The sequence below is a fragment of the Bacillus sp. 105MF genome (assembly GCF_000374885.1).
Lineage (GTDB): Bacteria > Bacillota > Bacilli > Bacillales > Bacillaceae_G > Bacillus_A > Bacillus_A pseudomycoides.
The window spans coordinates 76636-99015 of sequence record NZ_KB895569.1; the positions used below are offsets into that span (position 1 = coordinate 76636).

Annotated in this window: 18 protein-coding genes; 3 read left to right on the plus strand and 15 right to left on the minus strand. The window is 32.8% G+C overall.

Annotated features, from left to right (window positions below; translation table 11 throughout):
• Positions 1–2: 2 nt before the first annotated feature.
• From C564_RS34100 to C564_RS0108665, 10 genes are all read right to left on the minus strand, one after another.
• The gene (locus C564_RS34100; RefSeq protein WP_018765032.1) at positions 3–3860 is read right to left on the minus strand and encodes a type I polyketide synthase; all 3858 of its coding nucleotides are present in this window, start codon (positions 3858–3860) and stop codon (positions 3–5) included.
• On the minus strand, positions 3841–5142 hold the full coding sequence (locus C564_RS31835; RefSeq protein ID WP_018765033.1) for an ACP S-malonyltransferase: 1302 nt from the start codon (positions 5140–5142) through the stop codon (positions 3841–3843). Before C564_RS31835 ends, C564_RS34100 begins: the two co-directional genes overlap by 20 nt.
• Entirely contained in the window at positions 5143–6210 is a 1068-nt protein-coding gene (locus tag C564_RS0108630) for an HAD-IIIC family phosphatase (RefSeq protein ID WP_018765034.1), read from the minus strand.
• A gap of 39 nt (positions 6211–6249) precedes the next feature.
• A complete protein-coding gene (locus tag C564_RS0108635; RefSeq protein WP_018765035.1) occupies positions 6250–7383 on the minus strand; it encodes an acyl-CoA dehydrogenase family protein in 1134 nt (377 codons plus the stop codon).
• Between the two features lie 162 nt (positions 7384–7545).
• Entirely contained in the window at positions 7546–7791 is a 246-nt protein-coding gene (locus tag C564_RS0108640; protein WP_018765036.1) for an acyl carrier protein, read from the minus strand.
• Positions 7792–7809: 18 nt separating this feature from the next.
• Positions 7810–8670, minus strand: a complete 861-nt coding sequence (locus C564_RS0108645; RefSeq protein WP_018765037.1) for a 3-hydroxyacyl-CoA dehydrogenase family protein — start codon at positions 8668–8670, stop codon at positions 7810–7812.
• Positions 8670–12479, minus strand: coding sequence for a non-ribosomal peptide synthetase (locus C564_RS31840; RefSeq protein ID WP_018765038.1), 3810 nt, complete (start codon positions 12477–12479; stop codon positions 8670–8672). The genes C564_RS0108645 and C564_RS31840 overlap by 1 nt, the downstream gene beginning before the upstream one ends.
• Positions 12480–12493: 14 nt before the next feature.
• Positions 12494–13219, minus strand: a complete 726-nt coding sequence (locus tag C564_RS0108655) for a thioesterase II family protein (protein ID WP_018765039.1) — start codon at positions 13217–13219, stop codon at positions 12494–12496.
• Between the two features lie 52 nt (positions 13220–13271).
• Positions 13272–13967 carry a 4'-phosphopantetheinyl transferase family protein gene (locus tag C564_RS0108660; protein WP_018765040.1) on the minus strand — a complete coding sequence of 232 codons (696 nt, stop codon included), beginning with the start codon at positions 13965–13967 and terminating at the stop codon, positions 13272–13274.
• Between the two features lie 394 nt (positions 13968–14361).
• A complete protein-coding gene (locus tag C564_RS0108665) occupies positions 14362–14808 on the minus strand; it encodes a transposase (RefSeq protein WP_018765041.1) in 447 nt (148 codons plus the stop codon).
• Between the two features lie 1520 nt (positions 14809–16328).
• Here C564_RS0108665 and C564_RS0108680 point away from each other — a divergent pair.
• Positions 16329–16925 (plus strand): GNAT family N-acetyltransferase, encoded by a 597-nt coding sequence (locus tag C564_RS0108680; protein ID WP_018765044.1) that lies wholly within the window; start codon positions 16329–16331, stop codon positions 16923–16925.
• An 83-nt stretch (positions 16926–17008) separates the two neighbouring features.
• Here C564_RS0108680 and C564_RS0108685 read toward each other — a convergent pair whose 3' ends face one another.
• Both C564_RS0108685 and C564_RS0108690 read right to left on the minus strand, forming a co-directional pair.
• Positions 17009–17791, minus strand: coding sequence for a membrane protein insertase YidC (locus tag C564_RS0108685; RefSeq protein WP_018765045.1), 783 nt, complete (start codon positions 17789–17791; stop codon positions 17009–17011).
• A 28-nt stretch (positions 17792–17819) separates the two neighbouring features.
• Complete coding sequence (locus C564_RS0108690; RefSeq protein WP_018765046.1) at positions 17820–18104, minus strand: hypothetical protein; 285 nt, start codon at positions 18102–18104, stop codon at positions 17820–17822.
• A 275-nt stretch (positions 18105–18379) separates the two neighbouring features.
• Between C564_RS0108690 and C564_RS0108700 the strand changes: the two genes are divergently transcribed.
• Positions 18380–19273, plus strand: coding sequence for a YitT family protein (locus C564_RS0108700; protein ID WP_018765048.1), 894 nt, complete (start codon positions 18380–18382; stop codon positions 19271–19273).
• 367 nt (positions 19274–19640) lie between these two features.
• Entirely contained in the window at positions 19641–20027 is a 387-nt protein-coding gene (locus C564_RS0108705) for a DUF3938 domain-containing protein (RefSeq protein ID WP_018765049.1), read from the plus strand.
• 157 nt (positions 20028–20184) lie between these two features.
• Here C564_RS0108705 and C564_RS0108710 read toward each other — a convergent pair whose 3' ends face one another.
• From C564_RS0108710 to C564_RS0108720, 3 genes are read right to left on the minus strand one after another with little or no spacing between them, the layout of a single operon-like run.
• Positions 20185–21291, minus strand: a complete 1107-nt coding sequence (locus tag C564_RS0108710; protein WP_003201792.1) for a M50 family metallopeptidase — start codon at positions 21289–21291, stop codon at positions 20185–20187.
• Positions 21291–22004: a DUF3169 family protein gene (locus C564_RS0108715; RefSeq protein ID WP_018765051.1), complete on the minus strand. Its 714-nt coding sequence runs from the start codon at positions 22002–22004 to the stop codon at positions 21291–21293. The genes C564_RS0108710 and C564_RS0108715 overlap by 1 nt, the downstream gene beginning before the upstream one ends.
• Entirely contained in the window at positions 21994–22215 is a 222-nt protein-coding gene (locus C564_RS0108720; protein WP_018765052.1) for a helix-turn-helix transcriptional regulator, read from the minus strand. Before C564_RS0108720 ends, C564_RS0108715 begins: the two co-directional genes overlap by 11 nt.
• Positions 22216–22380: the final 165 nt, after the last annotated feature.

A 22380-nucleotide genomic window follows, 5' to 3' on the forward strand; every position in this document is an offset into this window, starting at 1 on the left:
GCTCACCTCTTTGTTTGGAAAATTTCCAGTGCCTCATTTAATGATAATGACCCATTTTCAAGGTTTGTAACTAAGTCTGATATATTCGCCCCAGTTTGATTGTTACTTTCATTGGTAGAGGGAGAATTTTTTTCAGTCAAATATTTAGCTATTCTCGCTATATTGGAAAGCGCAAAAAGATCGGCTATTTCTAACTGGCCTGGGTATTTCCCATCTATTTTTCCAAAAACTTTTGTTAATAAAATGGAGTCTCCCCCGATTTCAAAAAAATTATCATAAATATCAAATTTCTCAAAACCTAGGACAGATCTCCATATCTCTGCAATTTCTTTTTCTACTTCCGTGTAGCAATTTTCATTGTTCCCAGTCAGTTTTACGGAGTAACTGTTGTTAACAGCCTGTTCGTTTAACCCACCATTAGAAATAACTTCCTGTACCCTTTTCTTTATTGAATCCGATAATTTAATTGGTAAATAATTGCTTAACCTAAAAATTGAACTCTTATAGTTTAATTCCCCAATTACTACCTTGGAGAATGTACTATTTAATGTCTCATCAAAAGCTGCTATAGCAGCAGACGGTGAGATAATATTAAACAATTGTTTATCCATGACAATATTAGCTTTTTCTACTAAACCGTCCTTGTCCCATGCTGGCCAATTTATAGTTAAAGTTCGTTGTCCGCGCTTACTTCTATATTGGCCAAAAGAATCTAAATAAGAATTGGCTGCAATATAACTACCACTACCAATTCCCCCAACAAGTGTAATAACCGAAGAGAATGTTACGAAAAAGTCTAAATTATCTTCTCTAGTTAATCTATCTAGTAACCAAGTACCTTGTACCTTAGGATTCATAACCTGTTTAAAAATATCTTTATAATCATCCTTTACTCTTTTTCCTTCCATTCCTACACCGATACCAGCACTGTGAATTAAACCATTTATTTTTCCATATTCGTTTCTTATATTTTTCAATGTGTAATTTAACTCTCTTGGATTAGTGATGTCGACACTAATATATTTAATATTTATACCCATTTTTTCTATTTCAACAATCTCTTTAGCAATAGATTGTAAATGTTCACTTTCTAACTTTTCTTCAAGTATTTTCTCCCAAGTTAATTGAGGATTTATCACTGTACGACCAAGTAATATAATATTTGCCTTGTTTTTAGATACTAGGTACTTCGCCATTTCTCTACCGATCCTTCCTAAACCACCAGTAATGACGTATGCCCCTGTCTTTTTAATTTCGATTTCTTTACAATCCTTTTCCTGAATTTCTTGATTAACTAATTCCTCGATAAATCTTTGATTATTTCTGTAAGCCACAACTGTATCTTTATTAAAACTCATCATTTCCTTAACTATGAGATTAGTTGGTGTTTTATCTTCAATATCAATGCACTTAATTTTCAATTTAGGTTCTTCCCATAATAGTGATTTGCTTAAACCAAACATCGTAGCATTAATAGGACAAATCTGTTCTTCTTTTCCTGTTACTTCATTCACATTTTTAGCAACAAGACTAATAGATACATCATCTAGAGCACTACTTGTTTGTAGTGCTCTGTATAAGTAGAACAAACTGTAAACCCCATATTCTTGAGAAAAGTTTAAGTCATCTAAATCGTTGATTTCCTCAGCTGATATTGTTAAAAGATGAACAATGCGATTGATATTTATATCAGATAATTCTAGAAATAACCTCCTGTAATCCTCTTCTAGATTTCTAATAAAATACTTACCTTTAGACCCTTTTTCAAAGTAATCCCCTACCACAATTTCATATACATTATGACCATTTTCCTTCAAGCTTTGTATAACATCATGACTTGTAGAACGTCTGAAAACGATAACATTTTGTTTTTCAGATTTTTTGCTAGATAGTGGTTTATTCTCCCATTTAGTACTATAGTATTTGTTAGTTAACTCTTGCGTATTAATAGTGTCTGTTTTATCTTCCAACGCTAACCAACACCTACTATTCTTGAAGGGATAGGTAGGTAGTCGTACTGTTTTAACATTTGCATGAAATAATAAGTGGTTCCAATCTACTTCCTTTCCCTTTACATAATCACTACATAACTCACCTAATATTTCAAACCGTTTTTCTTTCGTTATTGAACGATCCATTTCTTCTATAGATAGCTTCTCTGTTGCCTGTGTTGAATTAATTCTATTAAAGTTATTTTCTTTCTGTTTAACGTTATGTTCACCATAAAAAACATTCGTTCCTTCTTGAAGCAAGCCATTATTTTCAAGATCTTTTAGCTGGGAAAGAAGTTCCCCCATCGTAGAGAAGATTATTGCTAACCGATTGCTATAATGGGTTCTTCTTACGTTTGCGGTAAAACAAAGACTGTCTAAATCGTTTACTTCCACATTTTCAAAAAACTGAATATACTTTTGGATATACGCCTTTATGTCCTCCTGATTTTTGGCCGAGATGGTAAAAACTCTCAAATCTTTTTCTTTGTTAATTGGATTTATATTCATTTCTTCTTTATGTTCCTCTATTAATACATGACAATTAGTTCCACTTAACCCAAACGAACTGACCCCTGCTCTTCTTACATCATCACTTTCCCAATAATTCAACTCATCGTTTACATATAACGCAGTATTTTCAAAGTTAATTTCCCGATTGGGTCTAGTGAAGTGCAAACTAGGTGGTATCTCTTTATACTTAGTTGAAAGTATTGTCTTGATTAATCCTGCAATTCCAGCTGCACTATCTAAGTGTCCAATATTTGACTTCACTGAACCAATTGCACAAAACTGATTTTTATTTGTATATCTTTTAAAAGCATTAGATAATCCTTCTACTTCTATAGGATCACCAAGTTTAGTACCAGTTCCATGTGCTTCTATATATCCTATTGTAGAAGGATCTATATCAGCATCTTGCCATGCCTTAGAAATGACATCTTCTTGAGATGATGGGCTAGGTGCAGTAATTCCCACTGAACCACCATCCTGATTTATGGAAGTACCTTTAATAACGGCAAATATATTATCATTTGATTTGAGCGCTTCGCTAAGAGGTTTTAGTAGTATTGCTGCTACTCCTTCACCCCCACCAGTACCATCTGAAGAATCATCAAACGTTTTTGTCCTATTATCTAGCGATTCAATTCCAAGTTTAATCTTTCTAATCGGTAATAAATGGGTTTGAACTCCACCGGCAATTGCCATCTCACATTCATTATTTCTTAATGCTTGACAAGCCAAATGCACACTTACTAGAGAAGAAGAACAAGCAGTGTTTACTAGCATACTTGGCCCTATCAAATCCAATAAATAGGATATCCTACTACCGATTATGGAAGTAAGATTCCCTGGTACCGAAATAGATAATGACTCAGGTTCTACTTCTTCTATCATCTTCTTGTAATCTGCATCATTACCATAGCCAACATATACACCTGTTCTAGTCCCTTTAATTCTACCATCGGCATAACCTGCACTTTCAATTGCTTCCCAGGCTACTTGGAGAAATAACCTTTGGTTTGGATCCATTAAACTTGCCTCTTTTGGAGAGATCCCAAAGAAATTATAATCAAAATAATCTATATTTTCTAAGTAGGCTCCTTCTTCAAAATCTATATTTTGATAATCTTTCCCTATTTTTTTATAGTAGTTGATAATGTCTTTTTTTCTGTTTGGTGGAATAGATCTAACGAAATCCATTCCTTTTCGCAAGTTCAACCAAAATTCTGTACTGTCTTTTGATTGGGGCAAATTTAAACCTATCCCAATGATCGCAATGTCTTTTGAAGAAACATTTATCCTTTTAGAATTTAAACGAGAATGTTTTTTTGTTGTTTTAATATCCTCAAATTTTAAAAATGACATTTACTTCACTTCTTTCTAAATACTCTGGGAAAATATCACTTACATTTGATTGTTCTATAACACTTCTAACTTTCCCATACCTTTTTTCAACTGATAGTTTTTTTGTAGTGAGTATGGTGTCTAGTAGTTCTAAACATTCATTCATTTCATCTATTGTTGGCATAGTACCACTTTCATCTAATTGGAACTGTATTTCTTTTATTCTATTGTAAGGAGTGATAACACCTTTAAAATACGCTTCTTCATCAAAGTTGGAATTACGAGTAGTAATCGCAACTCTTAAGCATCTTGTGACTAGAGAAACTTTATTTTTTCCATCTACATGTTCCACATTATTTAAATCACCCAGTAACACTTCTTTAAGTAACCGTTTGTCCTTATTTTGATTAAAGGAAAATGCTCGAACTTTTTTAGTTCTTTGCTCATTTTTGTAAAGATTTGTTAATATACTTTGAGGCGCCATTTCAATTACTGCATCTATATCTTCCGTTTCAATATAGTCCATTGTTTGTTTCCACTGAACAGGAAATACTAATTGTTTCGTTAAGTTATCGATTATTTGGGAAGGACCCTCATATAATTCTACATTCACATTCGAGAGGACTGGGTATTTAAAATTGTGAAATGTATATTGTTTTAATTGTGATTTAAATTCTACAGCTGCCTCTTTCATGATATGGCCATGAAAAGGAGCCCCTGTTAAAATAGGGGTAATTGATGCTCCTGCCTTTAACAGATTATCCTCTACCTTTAAAATAGCTTCTTGATGGCCCGATATTGCAACTTGATTTGCTGAATTAACACAAGCTATTTGAACTATTTGACCCTCACCAGAAATTTTTTCACACTCTGATTGCACCAGGTCAATATTAGTATTATCAACTATTGTCATTCCTGCCTTTTCATTTAACGCTATCTTTTCTGCTAATCTACTCCTATTCTTTATAATGGTTAAGGTGTCAGAGAAATCAATGGCTCCGCTACATGTAAGTGCTGAAAATTCGCCTAAACTATGACCAGCGAGTAATGACGGTTCAACTTCAAAGTTTTCCATGAAGACTCTAAACGCTGCAACACTTGTAGTAAGAATACCTGGAAGCATATTTTCTAAACTATTTAATTCACTTAGACGACCTTCAAAACAAATTCTATTCAAATCATACCCTAATGTATCGTTAGCTTCTTCAAACGTTTCTTGGGCAATTTTGTGTGATTCATACAGACTTTTACCCATTTCAATATACTGTGAACCCTGACCTGGAAATAGTATTGCTACTTTCATTTACATCACCTCTTCGGTATCTTTTTCACTTATCTTTATATCGATATACTGAGGAAAAGGCTGAATAAAAGATAAATCATTATGGAGTATTATTTTATTATCTTCTTTTGCTACTTCTTTAAAACCCGAGAATTTATAGGTAATAAACATCATTCTATTGACCTTGTTCTCTACAAACTCAGCTTCTACAGTGACCGAATTTTCTTTTGCTAACTTCATAATATAAGTCATTAATACCGTACCAATTCCTCTCGACATTACTCGACAAGACATTAATAGGAGTTTAATTGTCCATTTTGTTTCACTACACTTTATTAAAGCAAGTCCAGTTTTCCCATAATCACCATATTTATCTCTTAAATCCACTATAAATAACTTGTGATTATCCGACTTTCTAAGATAATCAAGTTCTTCATATGAATAGGTATAGCCTGTAGAGTTTAACTGATTAGTCCTCACCGTTAATTCCTCTGCTCTTTGAAGATCTCCCTCTTCCACTGTACCGATAGCTAATTTCATCTGAAGTCCAGCTAAAAATTCTTCTTCTGTGCCCTTAAAATTACGTTCTTCTTCCTTTCTAATCTTATCTTGCTTATACATTAAACGCCTTTTTTTAGAGTCTTCTGTTATAAACCTAGGAATAAATTTCTGATTTTCAAGGATATTGTCTATTTCCGTAGCATTCAAGCAGGTCACTTCTGATATATTGTACTTAACTTCATCTAATTCGAATTGTTGATCATCAATGAAGGCTATTGTATCAATATTAATATTTAATTCTTCTGCAATTTTGTTTATCGACTCAGATTTTGAATTCCAATGAATTTGAGGATATAAAAAGTATTCACTGATTCCTAACTCCTCAATTTTTTCCATCGCCATTGTATAATCATTTTTACTCGCAATAGATTGCAGAATTCCTCTCTCATCTAACTTTTTTATAATACTAATCACTTTAGGATTTATTTCAACATGTGAGTCTTCTATAAGTGTTCCATTCCAGAGCGTATTATCTAAATCCCATACAAGACATTTTATTTTTTTTGAAGAAAGCTTTTCTTGTGTCATTAAAATTCCACCCTTTCGCATTCCTTGCTCAATTTTCTCTTAATACAAAGAGTCAGCAATGATAATTTCATGAATTTGATTAGAGCCTTCAATTATTTCCATTATTTTTGCGTCTCTAAAAAACCGTTCAACTCTATTTTCTCCATTACATCCATTAGCACCGTGAATTTGTACACCATAGTCCGATGCTTTTCTTGCCATTTTAGAGGAAGCATACTTTGCGTGCCAAGTCGCCATTATTGATGACGGATCTTTCATATCTAGTAAATATCCAGCTTGGTAACAAAGTAGTTTTGCAGCATTTATCTCAACTGCCATCTCGGTTAACATTTTCTTAATTAACTGATGCTCATATATTGGCTTTTTAAATTGCATTCTTTTTTTTGAATATAATAATGAATCACTCAAACATGATTCTCCAATACCTATACAACCCCAAGCTACTGTGTATCTACCAAAATCTAAACAATTAGGTACGATATAACGTAGCCCTGCGCCAATTGGACCCAAAATATTCTCTTTACTAACTTTACATTGATTAAACATTAATTTAGCAAGCATAGAACCTCTAGTTCCAATCATATTTTTAATAGGTTCAATTTCAAGTCCTTCTGTTTCTCTTTCAACTAACAGTGCTGTGGGTTCTCCATTTAACATTACAAATACTAAAAACACATCCGCGATTTGACCGAAAGTAATCCAATTTTTTACACCCGTTAACATGAGTTCAGATTTATTTTCTAAAATAATAGCTTCTGTTTCAATTTCATTTACATTGCTACCAGCTTTTGGTTCTGTTAAGGCAAACGCAGCAATTTTCTCACCATTTGCTAACTCTGGGAGCCATTTGTTTTTTTGTTTCGAATTCCCCCAATTATGTATAGCTTGTGAAACCATTCCATGTACTGTTAATAGGCTTCGAATGGATGAGCAAGTTTTACCTACTTCTTCATTTAAGATTCCAATTTTTATGTAGTCATGATCCAAACCTCCATATTCTAATGGAATGATTGAATTTAAGAAGTTCTTTTCTGCTAGCTTACTAAAAATTTCTAGTGGTACTCTTTGTTCATCGTCTATTGATTTAGCCATGTTTTCTGTAATTATTTGGTTCATTTCATCTCTTACTGTTCTTTGATATTCCTTGTGCTCCTCACTTAATTCAAGAATCATATCTACACCTCTACAGTTATTTTTCACGAATACCTATGGATAAACCTTTATGTATTCTGTTAAAGTAATACACATTGATTAAAAATAGAAAATGATAGTAGGAAACTCTGTTTCCTACAAATTAAAAGAGAAACGGCATGATTAACAAGCCGTTTCTCTTTTTTAGAGATTATTTACTTTTTTTCTATCAACTAGTGAAGCGATTTTATTAATAGTTCGGAAATTGTTTAAGTCCAATTCAGTATTATCAACTTGAATAGAAAACTCTTTTTCTAAAAATAACACTAATTGCATAGCGAATAAGGAATTGATAAAGCCTGCTTCAAAGATATCTTCATCATCTGAAAGTTCATATTCTCTAAAAAAGCGGCTTAAAAACGATCTGATCTTATCTTTATTACTTTCCATTAAATTATCCCCTTTTCTTTACACAGTAATTAATGTATCAGTATAGTAGTCGTAAAAACCTTTCCCTGATTTTCTTCCTAATTGCCCTGCATATACCATCTTTCTTAGTAAAGGGCAACATCTAAATTTAGGATCTTGGTAAGACTCTACAAGAATATCTAATGAATTGACTACAGTATCTAAACCAATTAAGTCGGCAGTCTCAAGAGGACCCATTTTGTGACCATAGCATTTCTTAAAGATATCATCTACTTCTTTCGGAGATGCCACTTGATCTTGGACTATAAAAGCTGCCTCATTCATAAATAAATGAGAAACTCTATTTGATACAAAACCAGGATAGTCATTTACTAAAATAGCTTCCTTATCTAATCTATCTAATAACTTTTTTGTTTTTAATATAGTTTCTTCAGATGTATGATATCCTTTTATTACCTCCACCGCTCGTTTGAATGAAACGGGGTTCATAAAATGGACACCGATAACTTTTGAAGGATCAGACATTAAGGAAGCTAACTGAGTTACTGATATACATGAGGTATTTGCTAAAAAAGTTGCGTCTTGACAAATAGAATCAAGCTTTTGATAGATTTCTTTCTTAATGTCCCAAACTTCAGAAGCATTTTCAATAATATATTCTGCATTTTCTATTACTTCATAATTAGTAGCAAATTGTATATTATCGATTATTCTATCAATATCACTATTGCTATTTTTCATAAATCCTTGAAAACGTTCTGTATTGCTAATTCTTTCTTTCGATAAGTTTAAAATATCTTCAGATATATCGATTAAAATAACCTTGTATCCTGCTTTTGCTAGAGCATGAGCCACTCCAGAACCCATAATTCCTGCACCAATTACTCCAATATTACTCATTATCGTCCACCTAAACTTTCCATTATTAACTTTTCGCATATAATTTCTATTAATTGAACATAATCATTAAAGAAGCTTTCTACTTTATCCGTTAATAGTTTGTTTTCATTATATTCACATAATAGTTTTATGGCATCTCCACTATGTTCCATTGATACAATTATGTCAAAAAACCCCAATAAATTCCGATGAATGTATTCCCGCGATTTTTTTCTATAAATGAAAGGTAAAATTTCATTAAACTCTTTAGAAACCTGAAGTTTATTCAACCTTTCTAACTGATTAGAGGTTGCACTATTGGGGTCTCCATTTAGTTGTTTGTCCGCCATATTAAATAATTCAATAAAGTCACTTAATCTAGTAAGATTTATTTCCACAGTTTCTATTAAATTATCGTTCATAAGTACTTGTACACTTACGTTGTTAGAAGGAGAAATTTGGTCGATACTATAACCAAATATGGATACTAATATTTTCTCCCAAACTATACTTTCTCTCTTTGCTAATTCAAAGAGAACTCTTGTAACATCTTCAGATAAATAATATTCAAAATAAACCTTATCATTATTTTCCTGTGTCGTTACCAAGAATTCATTTTCGACTTTTATTGGAGTAATGGTTGGTATTCCCTTTTCTTTCTCCTTCGCTTCAAAATAGGTTGTCAAACTTTCAATAGTCGGATATGAGAACAAATCTGTTATGGATACTTTATAAGGTAGTTTCTCCTCAATCATAGCTTGTAATTTGATGATTTTCAGTGAATTACCACCTACATCAAAGAAATGATCATGTATACCTATTTTCTTCCCTAATAATTCTTCCCATACTTCTAATAATCTCTTTTGTAGTTTAGTTACTGGAGATACTTTATTGTGGGAACCGTCAGTTTTTTCAGGCAAATCTCTTAGTAAAGCTCTATTTATTTTCCCATTAGAATTTAGTGGTAGACGATCTACAATATTGATACTACTTGGAACCATATAGCTAGGAAGTGTCTGATTAAGTTTTGATTTAATGTCCGCTTGGTTGAGGAGAATGTCACCGGTTACATAAGCAGATAAGAATAGATCGCCAGATTTATCCCGCTTCGATACTACCACCGCTTCGTGAATGTCTTTATTTAAAAGTAATTTACTTTCAATTTCACCAAGTTCTATTCTGTATCCTCTTAATTTGACTTGGAAATCTTTCCTACCTATATACTTTATATTTCCATCTGGCATCCATTCGACAAGATCTCCTGTCTTATACATTACCTCTTCTCTAAATGGATTAGGTACAAACTGAGCATTTGTTAATTCAGGTTGATTAATGTAACCTATTGAAACTCCTGCCCCAGAAATATATAATTCTCCAACAACCCCGATCGGAACAACGTTCATGCTATCATCCAAAATGTATAGCTTTGTATTATCAATGGGTTTACCGATTGGAATACTAGCTAACGTATCTTTTCTCGAATAGTTATAATATGTAACATCTATAGTCGCTTCAGTAGGTCCATATAAATTAACTAGATTAACCTCATTTAACGTATTAAAAACTCGATTAAATTTCTCCACATGGTTTACCTTTATGGCCTCTCCACTTAGATAAATATACTTTAAAGACTTTAGTCGGTTAATTTGTTTATTTTTTTCAACAAAAGTTAAAAATTCATTAAACATAGAAGGTACAAAATGTATGTGACTAACCTTATTCGTTTCTATTGCATTTATAATTTTTTCAGGATTTCTTTCCTCTCCTGAAGGTAACATACAAACACTTGCTCCATTAAAATACCACCAAAATAGTTCCCATACAGACACATCAAAAGTAGTTGGGGTCTTCTGTAGAATAACATCCTCTGAATTTAGTTGATATGCTTTTTGCATCCAATTAATTCTGTTTATTACAGATCTATGTTCAATCATTACACCTTTAGGATTACCCGTGGAACCAGAAGTATATAAAATATACGCTAAATTGGTTGACTCAACCAATAAGCCTAAATTTTCACTACTATAGTTTAAATACCTCTCATCTTTTATTGGCAAACTTATGGCTTTTAAGTCAGCATGCAGGTTCTGTTTTACGGTTTCACTAACAAGAAGTAATTCCATATTACTATCATGAAGTATAGCTTTCTTTCTTTCTATAGGATCTAAATCATTTAAAGGGAGATAAGCGGACCCTGTTTTCAATATCGCGAAGATTCCAACTATTAATTCTACTGATCTCTCAGCCATAATACCAATTACCGGATTCTTTGATTGACTTTTTTCTAGGATTACCCTAGCTAGTCTATTCGCCATGTTATTTAATTCTTTATAGGTTACTTTTTTATTTTGATAAGTAACCGCTATTTCATTTGGCCTGTTTAAAACTTGATCTTCGAACCAATCATGTATTGTTATATCAGGGTATTGTTCATCTGTCTGATTGAAATCTTGAAAAATTAATTTCCTTTCATTAGTTGAAAGCATTTCAATATCATTTATACTTTTGTTCGTATCCAAAAGTATTTCATTTAATATATTCATAAAATGATTCAACAGTTGTTTAGCCATATAATCATTAAAGAAATGACTATTATAAAGTAAATTTAATTCTATATCGTCCTCTAATAAAGAGATTCTGAGGGTTAAATCATAGTTAGTAGTTTCATAACTAGAGTAAGACAAGATTTTACTATCCAATAAAAGGTTAGTTTCTATGCCCTTCCTTTCAAAAGGGTAATTTTCAATTACAACAATCGAATTAAATAAAGAATCTTTATGATTAATCTCACTAACTTCTTTGATATCTAGTAATGAAACCCATTCATAATCTTTTCTTTCTATAATCATGTTATTAACTGATTTGAGGCTACTTAACAGAGTAGTAGATGAATCAAAGTCGATTCTTAATGGAACAGTATTTATAAATAAACCAACCATATTTTCTATTCCTCTAATACTAGGGGGACGTCCTGAGATTGTTGTGCCGAATACTATATCATTTTTTTGACTATACCGCTGTAGTAGTATCCCCCATGCTAGATAAAGGGGAGAAGCCATTGTAAGATCATTTAACTTTGAGAAGTTATTTAACTTTTTTTTAAATTCTTCCTGTAATAATAGCGTATGAGTAAGCTGCTGATTTACAGAATATCTATTAGCATTTTTTTCTGAAATTGCAAGAGTTGTAGTCTCATGAAACCCTTTTAAATATGTTTCCCAGTAATTTAAATTACTCTCTTTATTTTGTTCTTGAACCCACTTAATGTATTCCTTGTAATCCGTTTTACTATTTCTATAGTTTGGAGAAGATTTTCCATTTATTAAATGATTATATGCTTCAAAAAACTCTTTGAAAATCAAACTGTTACTCCAACCATCGTATAGAATGTGATGATTGGAAATAATCATTTCATATATATTGCTTGAAATTTTACATAAAATCACTTTAAATGGATCTTTCGTTAAATCTATTTGTCTGTTTTTATTTGTTTCTTTTGTTTTTTCCACAGAAAATAGAGCTTCTTCTTTGTTCTTATCGGAGAAATCATAGTAGTCAAAAATTAGTTCTTTACTTTTCAAAACGATTTGTATGGGAGTATTAACATTCTCCCACATATATACTGTTCGTAAAACTTCATTCGTACTAATTACTTCCTCCCAAGCCTTCTTAAAAATTACTAAATCAAATACTCCTGATAATTTAAGTGTAAATAGATTTTGATATAAACCGTTTTCTCCAGAACTAAGATGGTGAAATAATATTCCTTTTTGTAAGGGAGTTAATGCTAAAATATCTTCAACATTCTCTTTTGTAATTAATTTAGCCAATATGTAAATCCTCCTTACACATTTTTGGAAGTTTCATCACGATATTCTTGTATAATTTTTTGTACAAAACTAATTACATCATTTGTATTATCAAAAATGAAAAAGTGCCCCCCGGAAACAAAGTGAAACTTACACTTTTTTAAAGTCAATTGTTCCCACAGTAATAGGTTATTGTACTCTTTCTTTATTTCGTTATCTGATGATCCATTTAAAATAAATAAATCAATGTTTAAAGGTTTAATATTATCCCTCGGATAAGTTTCAAGTAATCGAATATCATTTCTTAAAATAGGTAGGAATATTTCTCTTAAATGTTTATCCTCAATCAGTTCTTCAGGCACTTCTCCAAATTCGTTTACCTTCATTATAAATTCAAAATCTGGTAATGAATGAATGATTTCTTTTCTTGGAATTTGAGGAGGTAACCCCCCTGAAAGAATCAGAGCCCTTGGTAGCCGATCATTATTACTAGTTAATCTTTCCGCTAATTTAAAAGCCAATAAACTACCAAAGCTGTGTCCCACAATGATATATGGCTCATCGTTTAGCAAGTTAAGAATATTGATGTAAATATCCTCAATAGCATCTTCTAAACTTGCATAATGCTCTATGTTATTCCGCTTTCCTCGACCAGCAAGTTCTAATGGAATAATATCTATATCTTTCATGGTTAAATATTTTGTCCAACTATAATATCTATTAGCTGAAGCACCTGCATGAGGTAAACAAAACAGTTTCATTATCTTCTCCTCTTAAATCAAATATTTTTACGACTCAAAAATGACTATTTGCTCATTGGATTTTGTGTATAAATCTATTAACTACACTTGTTTCTGTATAAAAATTAAATTTCTCAGGAAACTCCTTAGTTCTCCTACATACTGTTAAACTATATAAAGGATGAATATTATATAGTTTTAAAAAGAACTTTTCATCTTTAAAAAGCACACGAGAATTCTCATAACATTCATCAAATTCTATACAAAAGGAATCTAAAGGAATAGAGAGGCCCCTGCCTATCGCTTTTACATAGCTTTCTTTAGCTGTCCATATATTATAGAAATACCTTAACCTCCTTGCTTTATCAAGCTTCATCAACTTATCTACCTCTTTTTTATGAAAGAAACGCTCTGCTATGGTCAAGTCGATAGGTGTAATCTTTTCTACATCTATGCCAATCGGTTGATAATCAAAAGCACACACTATCCATTTACCAGAGTGAGAAATATTAAAATGAATATCATTATAGTGGTTAATAAATGGTTTTCCATACTGATTATATTTAAAAGAAATATCCTCATTAGGAATACCTTTTTGAATCAAGATATTTCTAATTAGCAATTCAGAGACTAAACTTCTTCTCTTATCATTATCATTCTTATATCTGAAAATTTTGTTTTTTCTTTCTTGAGATACATTCTTTGTAAGTTCCTCTAGTTTTTTTGAATACACAATATCTTCAACAAGGCTGACTGCGAAAAGTTCCATATTTAGACATAGCTCCGCCCTTTCATGCAGCTAATTAAAGCCTGCACTACAAATTTGAATATCTAGCCTAAAAAAAATTAATGAGCCGAAACATCAATTAATTTTTTTATTAGCATTTTATGATTATATAACAAATAATAACACAAAATGACATAAAATAACAAAAATTTCTATGAAATTAATTTTTTTGTAACCTTTATAATATTTAACTAAAGTCACAACTCAGATTAGCACCCAAAAATTAGGGTTTTAATAATTTGAAAAAACCATTTTAAAATTAATTTAGTGTGTATTTTTGTTTCACAAAGAAATTTTGCCCCCCTCCGTCTTATACGATAACTGGGGCCGTCTTTTTGATGTATTTCCTACATCTTTTTAATTTTTGAGCGATTAATTAGGCAAATATACAAATTTTTGAGCGCACTCGTCCCCTGACAAGTAAATGCTCTAGTTGATATACCCATTTTAATACAGATGGAACGCCGTCAACACCTGCAAGATAGTTGGATAATTCTTGATGTCTTTCTGTACCGAATTTGGCAAGTATTTGGTTTGTTCGTCGTTTGTTTTTACTAAAGGAAATGTGGTAAGCCTTTTTCTGTTCTTTCACTTGGCATTGTTTTAATAATGGGCACTGCTGAAAATGTTCTTTATAAAACTTGGCTGAGTAAATCTCTTTTTCTGAATCATAGATAGACAAAGATGACTTGTAACCTTGTGAACATTCTATTATCTTACGTGTTTCAGGATCAATTTTAAATTGATCCATACCAATATAATCATCCGAAACCGTTCGACCTGTTATTTGAGAAAAGTTTATTTCAAGGACTTTTTCTTCCACCTATTTTACGATCTCTTGTCGGTAGTAAGCACCATCAACAGCTAATGTGTCTACTTCGTTTCCGAGAGGATGATTCTTGACGAAATTCTCACCCAAGGGCGCCACTATGTGTGTTTTCTTTCAAGTCGGCATGTATATATAATAAGGCCCATTTCTTTTTCAGGGGTTTATACTTCTACAAAGTTCAAGCTGTTTCCTATGTGCTTTTCGCCAGCCTTACTTCGAAGGATTGCGTCTAGGCTAGATGGGTTTTGAGGAATTTGAGGAGATAACTTTGCACCTTCAATAGGAACAACGACGACATCTTCTATTTCAATAGATTGTTCTTGGTGAAGACGTGAAAGATGTTCAAGACTAATAGAATCTATAGCTACCGAAATAGTTTTTACTAACTGGTATAATTCATGATCCTGCTGGATAAGGGATTCCAGTTTAGAGCTTTCTTCTTTTGATTTGGTTTTGTGTCGATGTCCTTTTTCAAGGTACCCAAATAGGATTCGGGAATTTCCAAATCCATCATTTTACTTAGTTCTCTTACCATATTGCGAATCATGGTATATACGAGTTCGATACGCGTCATATTTTCGCAGGAACTATCAGTCATATTGGAATCCATTCGTGCCATGGACTTATTTAAAGAGAGAAACTCCACAATCGATTCCATTTCTTGTTAGAGAAGATCTTCACCAGTTTGGAGTTCATGTTCAACAAGGTAACATCTGAAGTTAGATAGGGTATTGATACATAGACGACCTTTAGTAGAGTTTGCTTCCAGATTTAAAACATACTGAAATCGATGATCAAAGTAAAGCGATCCAATCAATTCCTCACCAAAGAGTAAATTCTCTTGTTTGAGAGAAGTAAACTAACCAATACGTTGACTGGCTTGTTTGGACAACTTCCCTTATCACTATACAAAACTGAAAACCGCTCTTAACTAATCTGTGTAAATATTAAGCGATAGAAATCATCTGCCCAACTTTTTCAGCGTATCCATAATATGATCTGGAAATGTTTGGTCTGGATCAAGGATTGTTTTTTGAGTGTCTTTATTTCCTTGCCTTAGCATGATCTAACCTCCAACATAGAATATCTATTTCTATTAAAACAGGTTAGTTAATCTAGTTGCAGGAAATTTGGACCTTTTTGGGTGCTAATTATAATTCAAAGATTTTTAATACCTACCATAAAACAAAATGGGCCGATATATTTACATAATTAGACACGTATATAATCGAATGCACTTCCTATAAACCCCTAGTTCAAATTTTAAAAATTACCATTCCAAGAGCGCTATTCAATGTTTTTTAGTAAGTAATTCTATATTTCTTTTACTAAAAACCTATTAATTACGAAATATCTAGTCTCGTCTATTATTTTGAAAGTAAATTTCTCTCTAAATAAAAAGTTGATATTTTTGAATTTTTAAAATCATCATTGAACAAGAAATTATTTTACTATATACTGGTAGTCTGATACATAAAATTAAAAAGAGATTTTTAGATTAGGAGGGAATTGTATTGACAAAAAATGGAGATAGTGCACTTCAAAATGAATTAAACTACGTATTTACGATAGATTGTGATGATATTTACTTAAGGGAATTTACTATTGGTGATGTAGATGATATTTATTCCATTTCCAATCAACCCGAAGTTTCAAAGTATTTGCCTGATTGGAAGTCAACGAGAGAGAACAGGTTAGACTGGGTAACGAATTATGAAATACCAGATAATAAAAAATTCTTAGAAGCTGCCTCTGGTACGCCGAAAATCGAAGAGCATTTTTTAAAACTGGGCATTATCTTAAAGGATACAGATGAATTTATTGGCTGGTGCTGCACTGGTATAAAAGATGAATTACCTTCTCCTAACCGAGAAATTATGTATGCTGTATCAAAGCACTTTCAAAATAAAGGTTATGCAACAAAAGCAGCGAAAGGTCTTATCAGTTATTTATTTAATAAAACAAATGTTGAGGTCCTTAATACAGTTGCACTTACTGAAAATCAAAGTTCAAATAAGGTTATTGAAAAGTGCGGATTTAGCTTTATAGGTAATGTGAATATCGATGGTGAGTTATACAATCATTACAAATTGACTAAAAATGAATGGTAGATGCCCCATACCTATCGACCTAATATCTTTGGACCCCAATAAATCCAAAAAGCCACTCCTAAATTAGAGTGGCTTCCTTCTATTTATGCATTTTGTAATTGTCCTTCTTCACGATCCATTACTTTTCTAAGCACAATTGTTTGTAGCATTGTAAATATGTTACCTGTAATCCAGTACAATACAAGTCCTGATGGCGCCGCAAATCCCATAAATAAAATCATTGCTGGCATCATGAACTGTTGCACTTTCAGCATTTGAACTTGCTCTCCAGGTGTCACATTTGACTGCATAACCTTCATTTGAATAAATGTTGCTAGCGCTGCAAGAATCGGTAAAATATGATACGGATCTGCATGTCCTAAGTTTACCCATAAAAATGAAGATGTACGAATCTCTTCAGTCCTGCTAATCGCATAATACAATGCTGAAAAAATCGGCATTTGTATTAGAAGTGGCAAGCAACCAGCCAAAGGATTCCACCCGCCTGTTTTCATTAGTTCTGACATTTCTTTTTGATATTTTTTTTGTTTTTCAATATCTTTGCTTACATCACCATGTTTTTCTTTCAACTTTTGCATCTGTGGCTGCATTTTTTTCATTTTCATTTGACTACGATATTGCGAAACAGCTAATGGGATCATTGCTGAGCGAACCAAAAGCGTAATAATAATAATCGCAATCCCAAAGCTTCCACCAGGTACATGATGAGCAACAAATTGAAGCATAAGCGAAATTGGATAAACAAAATAGTGATCCCAAACCCCCGTACTATGTGCATCAATTGGTGCCGTACTGCTACAACCAGATAAAACAAAAACAAGTAATAATGATAAACTAACGAGCACAGCTCGGTATGATTTTAACATGCTTATTCCTCCAATGTTTCGTAATTAGTTAGCGAAACATTGGTGTATACGGACCGACCTCGTCACTCTCTCCGCTCGATTCTTGTCTGCGAACCGAACGAACCATTCCATATTTATAGAAGATAGAGAAAAGCGGGATATTCCCTATACGCTCTTCACACGTATCAACTATCGCGAAAGCTTTTTGTCTACCGCTTGATGTTTGTTGGCGTACAAAGCGAGAAACATTAGCGAGAAAAAAGACTTCTAATAAACAGAATGCTGTCGTTACAAAAGTTATATATAGAATTGCATCTTGCAATAAAAATTCCATTGCTTCACATCCTTAATGAGCTCATTGTAGCACATTCTCCAAACGTTCTCTATTTCCTTTTATTTTCAAATAAATGTTTTGCATATTTTCTCACAAAAATGATACAGAAAACCATTGTATTCGTTTTCTTTAGTATATTCACACATATAACTGAATAGGTTTGATTTTTTAGAAATTTATAAAATTTTTGTATTATAATAAAACGGTTGCCAGTTTTTGAAAAAAGCATTATTCTCTTCTTGTAATCAAAAATGAATATGGAGATGAAACATACTATGGGTCAATTAGGAGACGCCGATTACGTTCCCGACACCGCCTTTTTATCCTTCCCAGCAGCTAGAACATTTCATTTAGAATTTGTAATACAGTTGATTGTTATTTTTATAGCTTCCATTTTGTATGCTATTTCAATGAATATGTTTTTTATCCCGCATAATATGATTAGCGGTGGTTTCGCTGGAGTTGGGATGATTATCGGTTATTTAATGCATTATAATATCGGTGCACTTATCTTTTTACTAAATATCCCTCTTCTCATTTTAAGTCACTTTTACTTAGGAAAGAAGACAACCTTTTTAACAGCGTATTTCGTGGCTGTATCATCACTTGCCATGAACATTATCCCAGTACATCAAGTATCAGATGATATTTTACTTTCTTCTGTATTTGGTGGTGTCATCTGTGGTGCAGCCTCAGGGATTATATTCCGATTTGCTTCTTCAACAGGTGGTTTTGATGTTGTTGGATTGATTGTAGCGAAATATAAAGACATTTCGATTGGTGCTATTATTTTTGGCTTCAACTTAATCTTACTTGTTGTCGCTGGCTTTATTTTCGGATGGGATATTACACTGTACACATTAATTAGTCGTTTTGTTGTCAGCAAAGTAATTGATGCTGTACATACAAAACACATTAAATTAACGATAATGACAATTACAGAAAAAGGCGAGGAAATTAAAAGCGCACTACTGCATCACGGCATACGTGGTGTAACGATGGTAGACGCTGTCGGCGGCTATACCAACCATAAGAAAAAAATGATTTACACTGTCGTAACCCGTTACGAATTAGGAGAAATAAAGCGTATCATTCGTCATGTAGACAATCATGCGTTTATGAATATTACAGAAACCGTTGAAATCGTTGGACGTTTCAAACGTATATAAGAAAGCGCAAGGAATTCGAATTCCTTGCGCTTTTATTTTTACACTCATTGTAAAATCAGATAATTCTATTATTATTATTAAGCTAAATATGTTATAATACAATAAGACTCACAAAAAAGAATGTATAGACTTGGGAGTTTCTCTTACTTGTATAAGCAAAAAGAAACGAGAAGTCGGGTATATCTCAAGTGCAAGTTTACGTAATAACGAATCATTTTCGCATCATACAAGAAACGGTTCAAAGTGACCAATTATCTTAATTATTCTTCATTACTCTAAAAAAGATACGTACAACTAAAATTTACTTCTATTACTATACCTACCTTTTTGACTTCCAAATCATCTTATTACATAAGGAGATGAACATATGAATCAACATATACGGTACATGGTAGCTGTCCTGTTTGCTCTTATCGGTGGCATGATTTGCTTCTGGACAAACATTCAGCTTGGAGAACATATCATTTTTAATGGAATCGAATCACTTGTAAGCGCTTCAATATTAGGCGGATACATTTTCTTCCTCTTTAATCCAGAAGAAAATGCTCAAAAAACAATGTTATTAACAATGATCGGAATCGTTGGAGGATGTATTTCCTTCTCAATGACGAATTACACATTACCATTACAATTAAGCTCAGCTTTCTTCCACGGTCTTTGGACTTGGTTTATCGCATTTTGCTTAGCAGATGTGTTTAACCTATTACAAGACCCTGAAGAAGAAAATGGTCGAGGGATCGAGAGCAACTCTTAATACAAAAGAGGCTGGAAGATGAATCTTCCAGCCTCTTTTTGCAATATATCGACCGTTCCACAAAATACGACACGCCTTGATCCTCACCATTCACTATATCAAGCTATATAAAATTATATATAGAAAAGAGGATATCTTACTCAGCGTAAGATATCCTCTAGATTACGAGTTTCTTTTGCAAAAGCTGGAACCATTCTCGTTCTAATTGTAAATAACCGACTCCACTCTTTTCAGCATTCTTTAACTCACTTTCTGCCTTCTTCATATATGTATGAAAGGATTCCGCATCCTTCTCTAAATATTTTAAGATTGCATGTGTACGGTAATACCCATGCGGGTCCAATTTTGTTATAGCCTTCGCGTGCTGCTTCATATCTTGTAAAGAAACATCGTCCATATCATATAGCACTTTATATAACAAATACCAGCTATGAAAACCACCAACAAAATATTTATTTTCTTTTGTAACAGGTATTTGTAAAACTTGTTCTAGGCAAACGATCCCTGTTTCCATTCCTTCTCTATCACATCGCGAATAAAACGTGAGCATAAGATCACTCAGTACTTCTCTTACCTCTTCATCGCCCTTTATTTTTTCTTCACTTATTTCTACTAACTTTTCGTCCCAATCTTTTGGCCGCTTGAAGCTCCACAACTCGCTAGATACTTGAATACTATGTAAATGCTGCTGCGCCTTTTCATCACCTTTAATTAAGATTAAAAATTGTTTGCCATCACTAAGCATAATTCCCTTCATTGGAATCACTGTAGCTAAAAAGATTGCTAAATGTAATACAGAAAAATATAAAAGAAATTGGTAGTAGCTCACCATGTATACATAACCAGCTAACAAACCGCACACCAAACTTGTTATCGGTCCACCTAGCGTCATCCATGCCCATTTCTTTGAAAGATTTGGTGTATGTATAGACGGAGGTAACAACATAGCTACGCCTCCAAAATACAACCACAATTTATTTTCTCTTATCCGTATTTTCTCTCCCTCTTTTTGGATAGTAATAGGGCCTGCTACCATAAATTTAAACTTCAAACCATTTAGCAAACCAAAAATAACATGCCCAAGTTCATGAATTGCAAGAACAAGTACTCCAATAAGCAGTACTCCCCATATTTCCATAAATCCTTGCATTTTTTCTGGTCTGATCCATCCATATATAACTGAACAAACAAAAGCAATAACTATAGAAAAAACTGGCCTTTTCAAAATATCCACCTTGTTTCTCCCCTCAGTAATCTTTAACATTAATAAATCATTTTCTTATGCATTTCATACATGTATTTCCCAATATGCAATACCCATACAAATGAAATCATACCAATAAAGAAGAAACCTTCTCCCGTCCAAAGTGTATAAATAATCGCAGCCAACCATACGCATACAAGAACAATATTTGTAGATTGATAAGCTCGATACCCTGCTTCATGAACGATGTGAGTTTGTCCTTCATCTGCATTTTTTGCCCACATCTCAAGTGATTGTGAATATGTTACGCTCTGTTCTGGATACAGTGCGTTGTATCGATTTTTCATAATAACGCCTAATAAGATAACGACAATGATTCCTACTGAAGATGCAATTACATTTCCAACTTCAAATAATGACATTGTATTTGTTATATAAGAGTGATAGCAAGATATGTATGCATAAACTCCCCAAGACGGTATAATGATTTCACTTGCACGTAAATAAATTAATTGTGCTCCTAACCGTCTACCTAGAATGCTTTCCTCTTCATCACGTAATTTATTTAAGAAACGTGTCGTTTTCCAAATTCGATACATAATCCCTACGGCAAATAAAATAAGCGCAATGATTACTAAATAACTAGGCGCAGGTACTATTCTTCGTCCTGGTACAAAAGCATCCGCTAATATAAAACCAACACCAAAACCACCCATCATAGCCATTAAAATCTTCAAAATCGTAAACAAATTCCCTTTCTTTTTACTTCTCATCGTCCTTTTCCCCCTCTACTAATGTAAATATCTCCTCCACCGGTACTCCAAAAACATGCGCAATCTTCAGCGACAAAACAATTGAAGGCGCATAATCTCCGCGCTCAATTAAGCTAATCGTCTGCCGCGATGAATCAATTACTTTCCCTAAATCATCCTGTGACATTCGATGCTTTGCTCGAAATTCTCTCACTCGATTTTGAAGCTTCATATTCGACCTCTTTTTCGTTTATTTAATTAAAATTGTAAATAATATCCTCATAGTTGTCAATTATCATTGTCATTTTGACATTAATGTATGTCAAAATGACTCTATAAAACAAACTTTTACATGAAACTTAAAAGGAAAATAAAAAAGGCAGTGCCTATCAGCACT

What these genes read in the sequence shown, in the direction of transcription:
- C564_RS0108635 (WP_018765035.1), bottom strand. Translation starts at nt 7,383, where the DNA reads ATGATTCTTGAATTAAGTGAGGAGCACAAGGAATATCAAAGAACAGTA.
- C564_RS0108660 (WP_018765040.1), bottom strand. Translation starts at nt 13,967, where the DNA reads ATGGAACTTTTCGCAGTCAGCCTTGTTGAAGATATTGTGTATTCAAAA.
- C564_RS0108720 (WP_018765052.1), bottom strand. Translation starts at nt 22,215, where the DNA reads ATGAAGCTTCAAAATCGAGTGAGAGAATTTCGAGCAAAGCATCGAATG.
- C564_RS0108685 (WP_018765045.1), bottom strand. Translation starts at nt 17,791, where the DNA reads ATGTTAAAATCATACCGAGCTGTGCTCGTTAGTTTATCATTATTACTT.
- C564_RS0108630 (WP_018765034.1), bottom strand. Translation starts at nt 6,210, where the DNA reads ATGACACAAGAAAAGCTTTCTTCAAAAAAAATAAAATGTCTTGTATGG.
- C564_RS0108640 (WP_018765036.1), bottom strand. Translation starts at nt 7,791, where the DNA reads ATGGAAAGTAATAAAGATAAGATCAGATCGTTTTTAAGCCGCTTTTTT.
- C564_RS0108655 (WP_018765039.1), bottom strand. Translation starts at nt 13,219, where the DNA reads ATGAAACTGTTTTGTTTACCTCATGCAGGTGCTTCAGCTAATAGATAT.
- C564_RS31835 (WP_018765033.1), bottom strand. Translation starts at nt 5,142, where the DNA reads ATGAAAGTAGCAATACTATTTCCAGGTCAGGGTTCACAGTATATTGAA.
- C564_RS0108715 (WP_018765051.1), bottom strand. Translation starts at nt 22,004, where the DNA reads ATGAGAAGTAAAAAGAAAGGGAATTTGTTTACGATTTTGAAGATTTTA.
- C564_RS0108705 (WP_018765049.1), top strand. Translation starts at nt 19,641, where the DNA reads ATGAATCAACATATACGGTACATGGTAGCTGTCCTGTTTGCTCTTATC.
- C564_RS0108710 (WP_003201792.1), bottom strand. Translation starts at nt 21,291, where the DNA reads ATGTTAAAGATTACTGAGGGGAGAAACAAGGTGGATATTTTGAAAAGG.
- C564_RS0108690 (WP_018765046.1), bottom strand. Translation starts at nt 18,104, where the DNA reads ATGGAATTTTTATTGCAAGATGCAATTCTATATATAACTTTTGTAACG.
- C564_RS0108645 (WP_018765037.1), bottom strand. Translation starts at nt 8,670, where the DNA reads ATGAGTAATATTGGAGTAATTGGTGCAGGAATTATGGGTTCTGGAGTG.
- C564_RS0108700 (WP_018765048.1), top strand. Translation starts at nt 18,380, where the DNA reads ATGGGTCAATTAGGAGACGCCGATTACGTTCCCGACACCGCCTTTTTA.
- C564_RS34100 (WP_018765032.1), bottom strand. Translation starts at nt 3,860, where the DNA reads ATGTCATTTTTAAAATTTGAGGATATTAAAACAACAAAAAAACATTCT.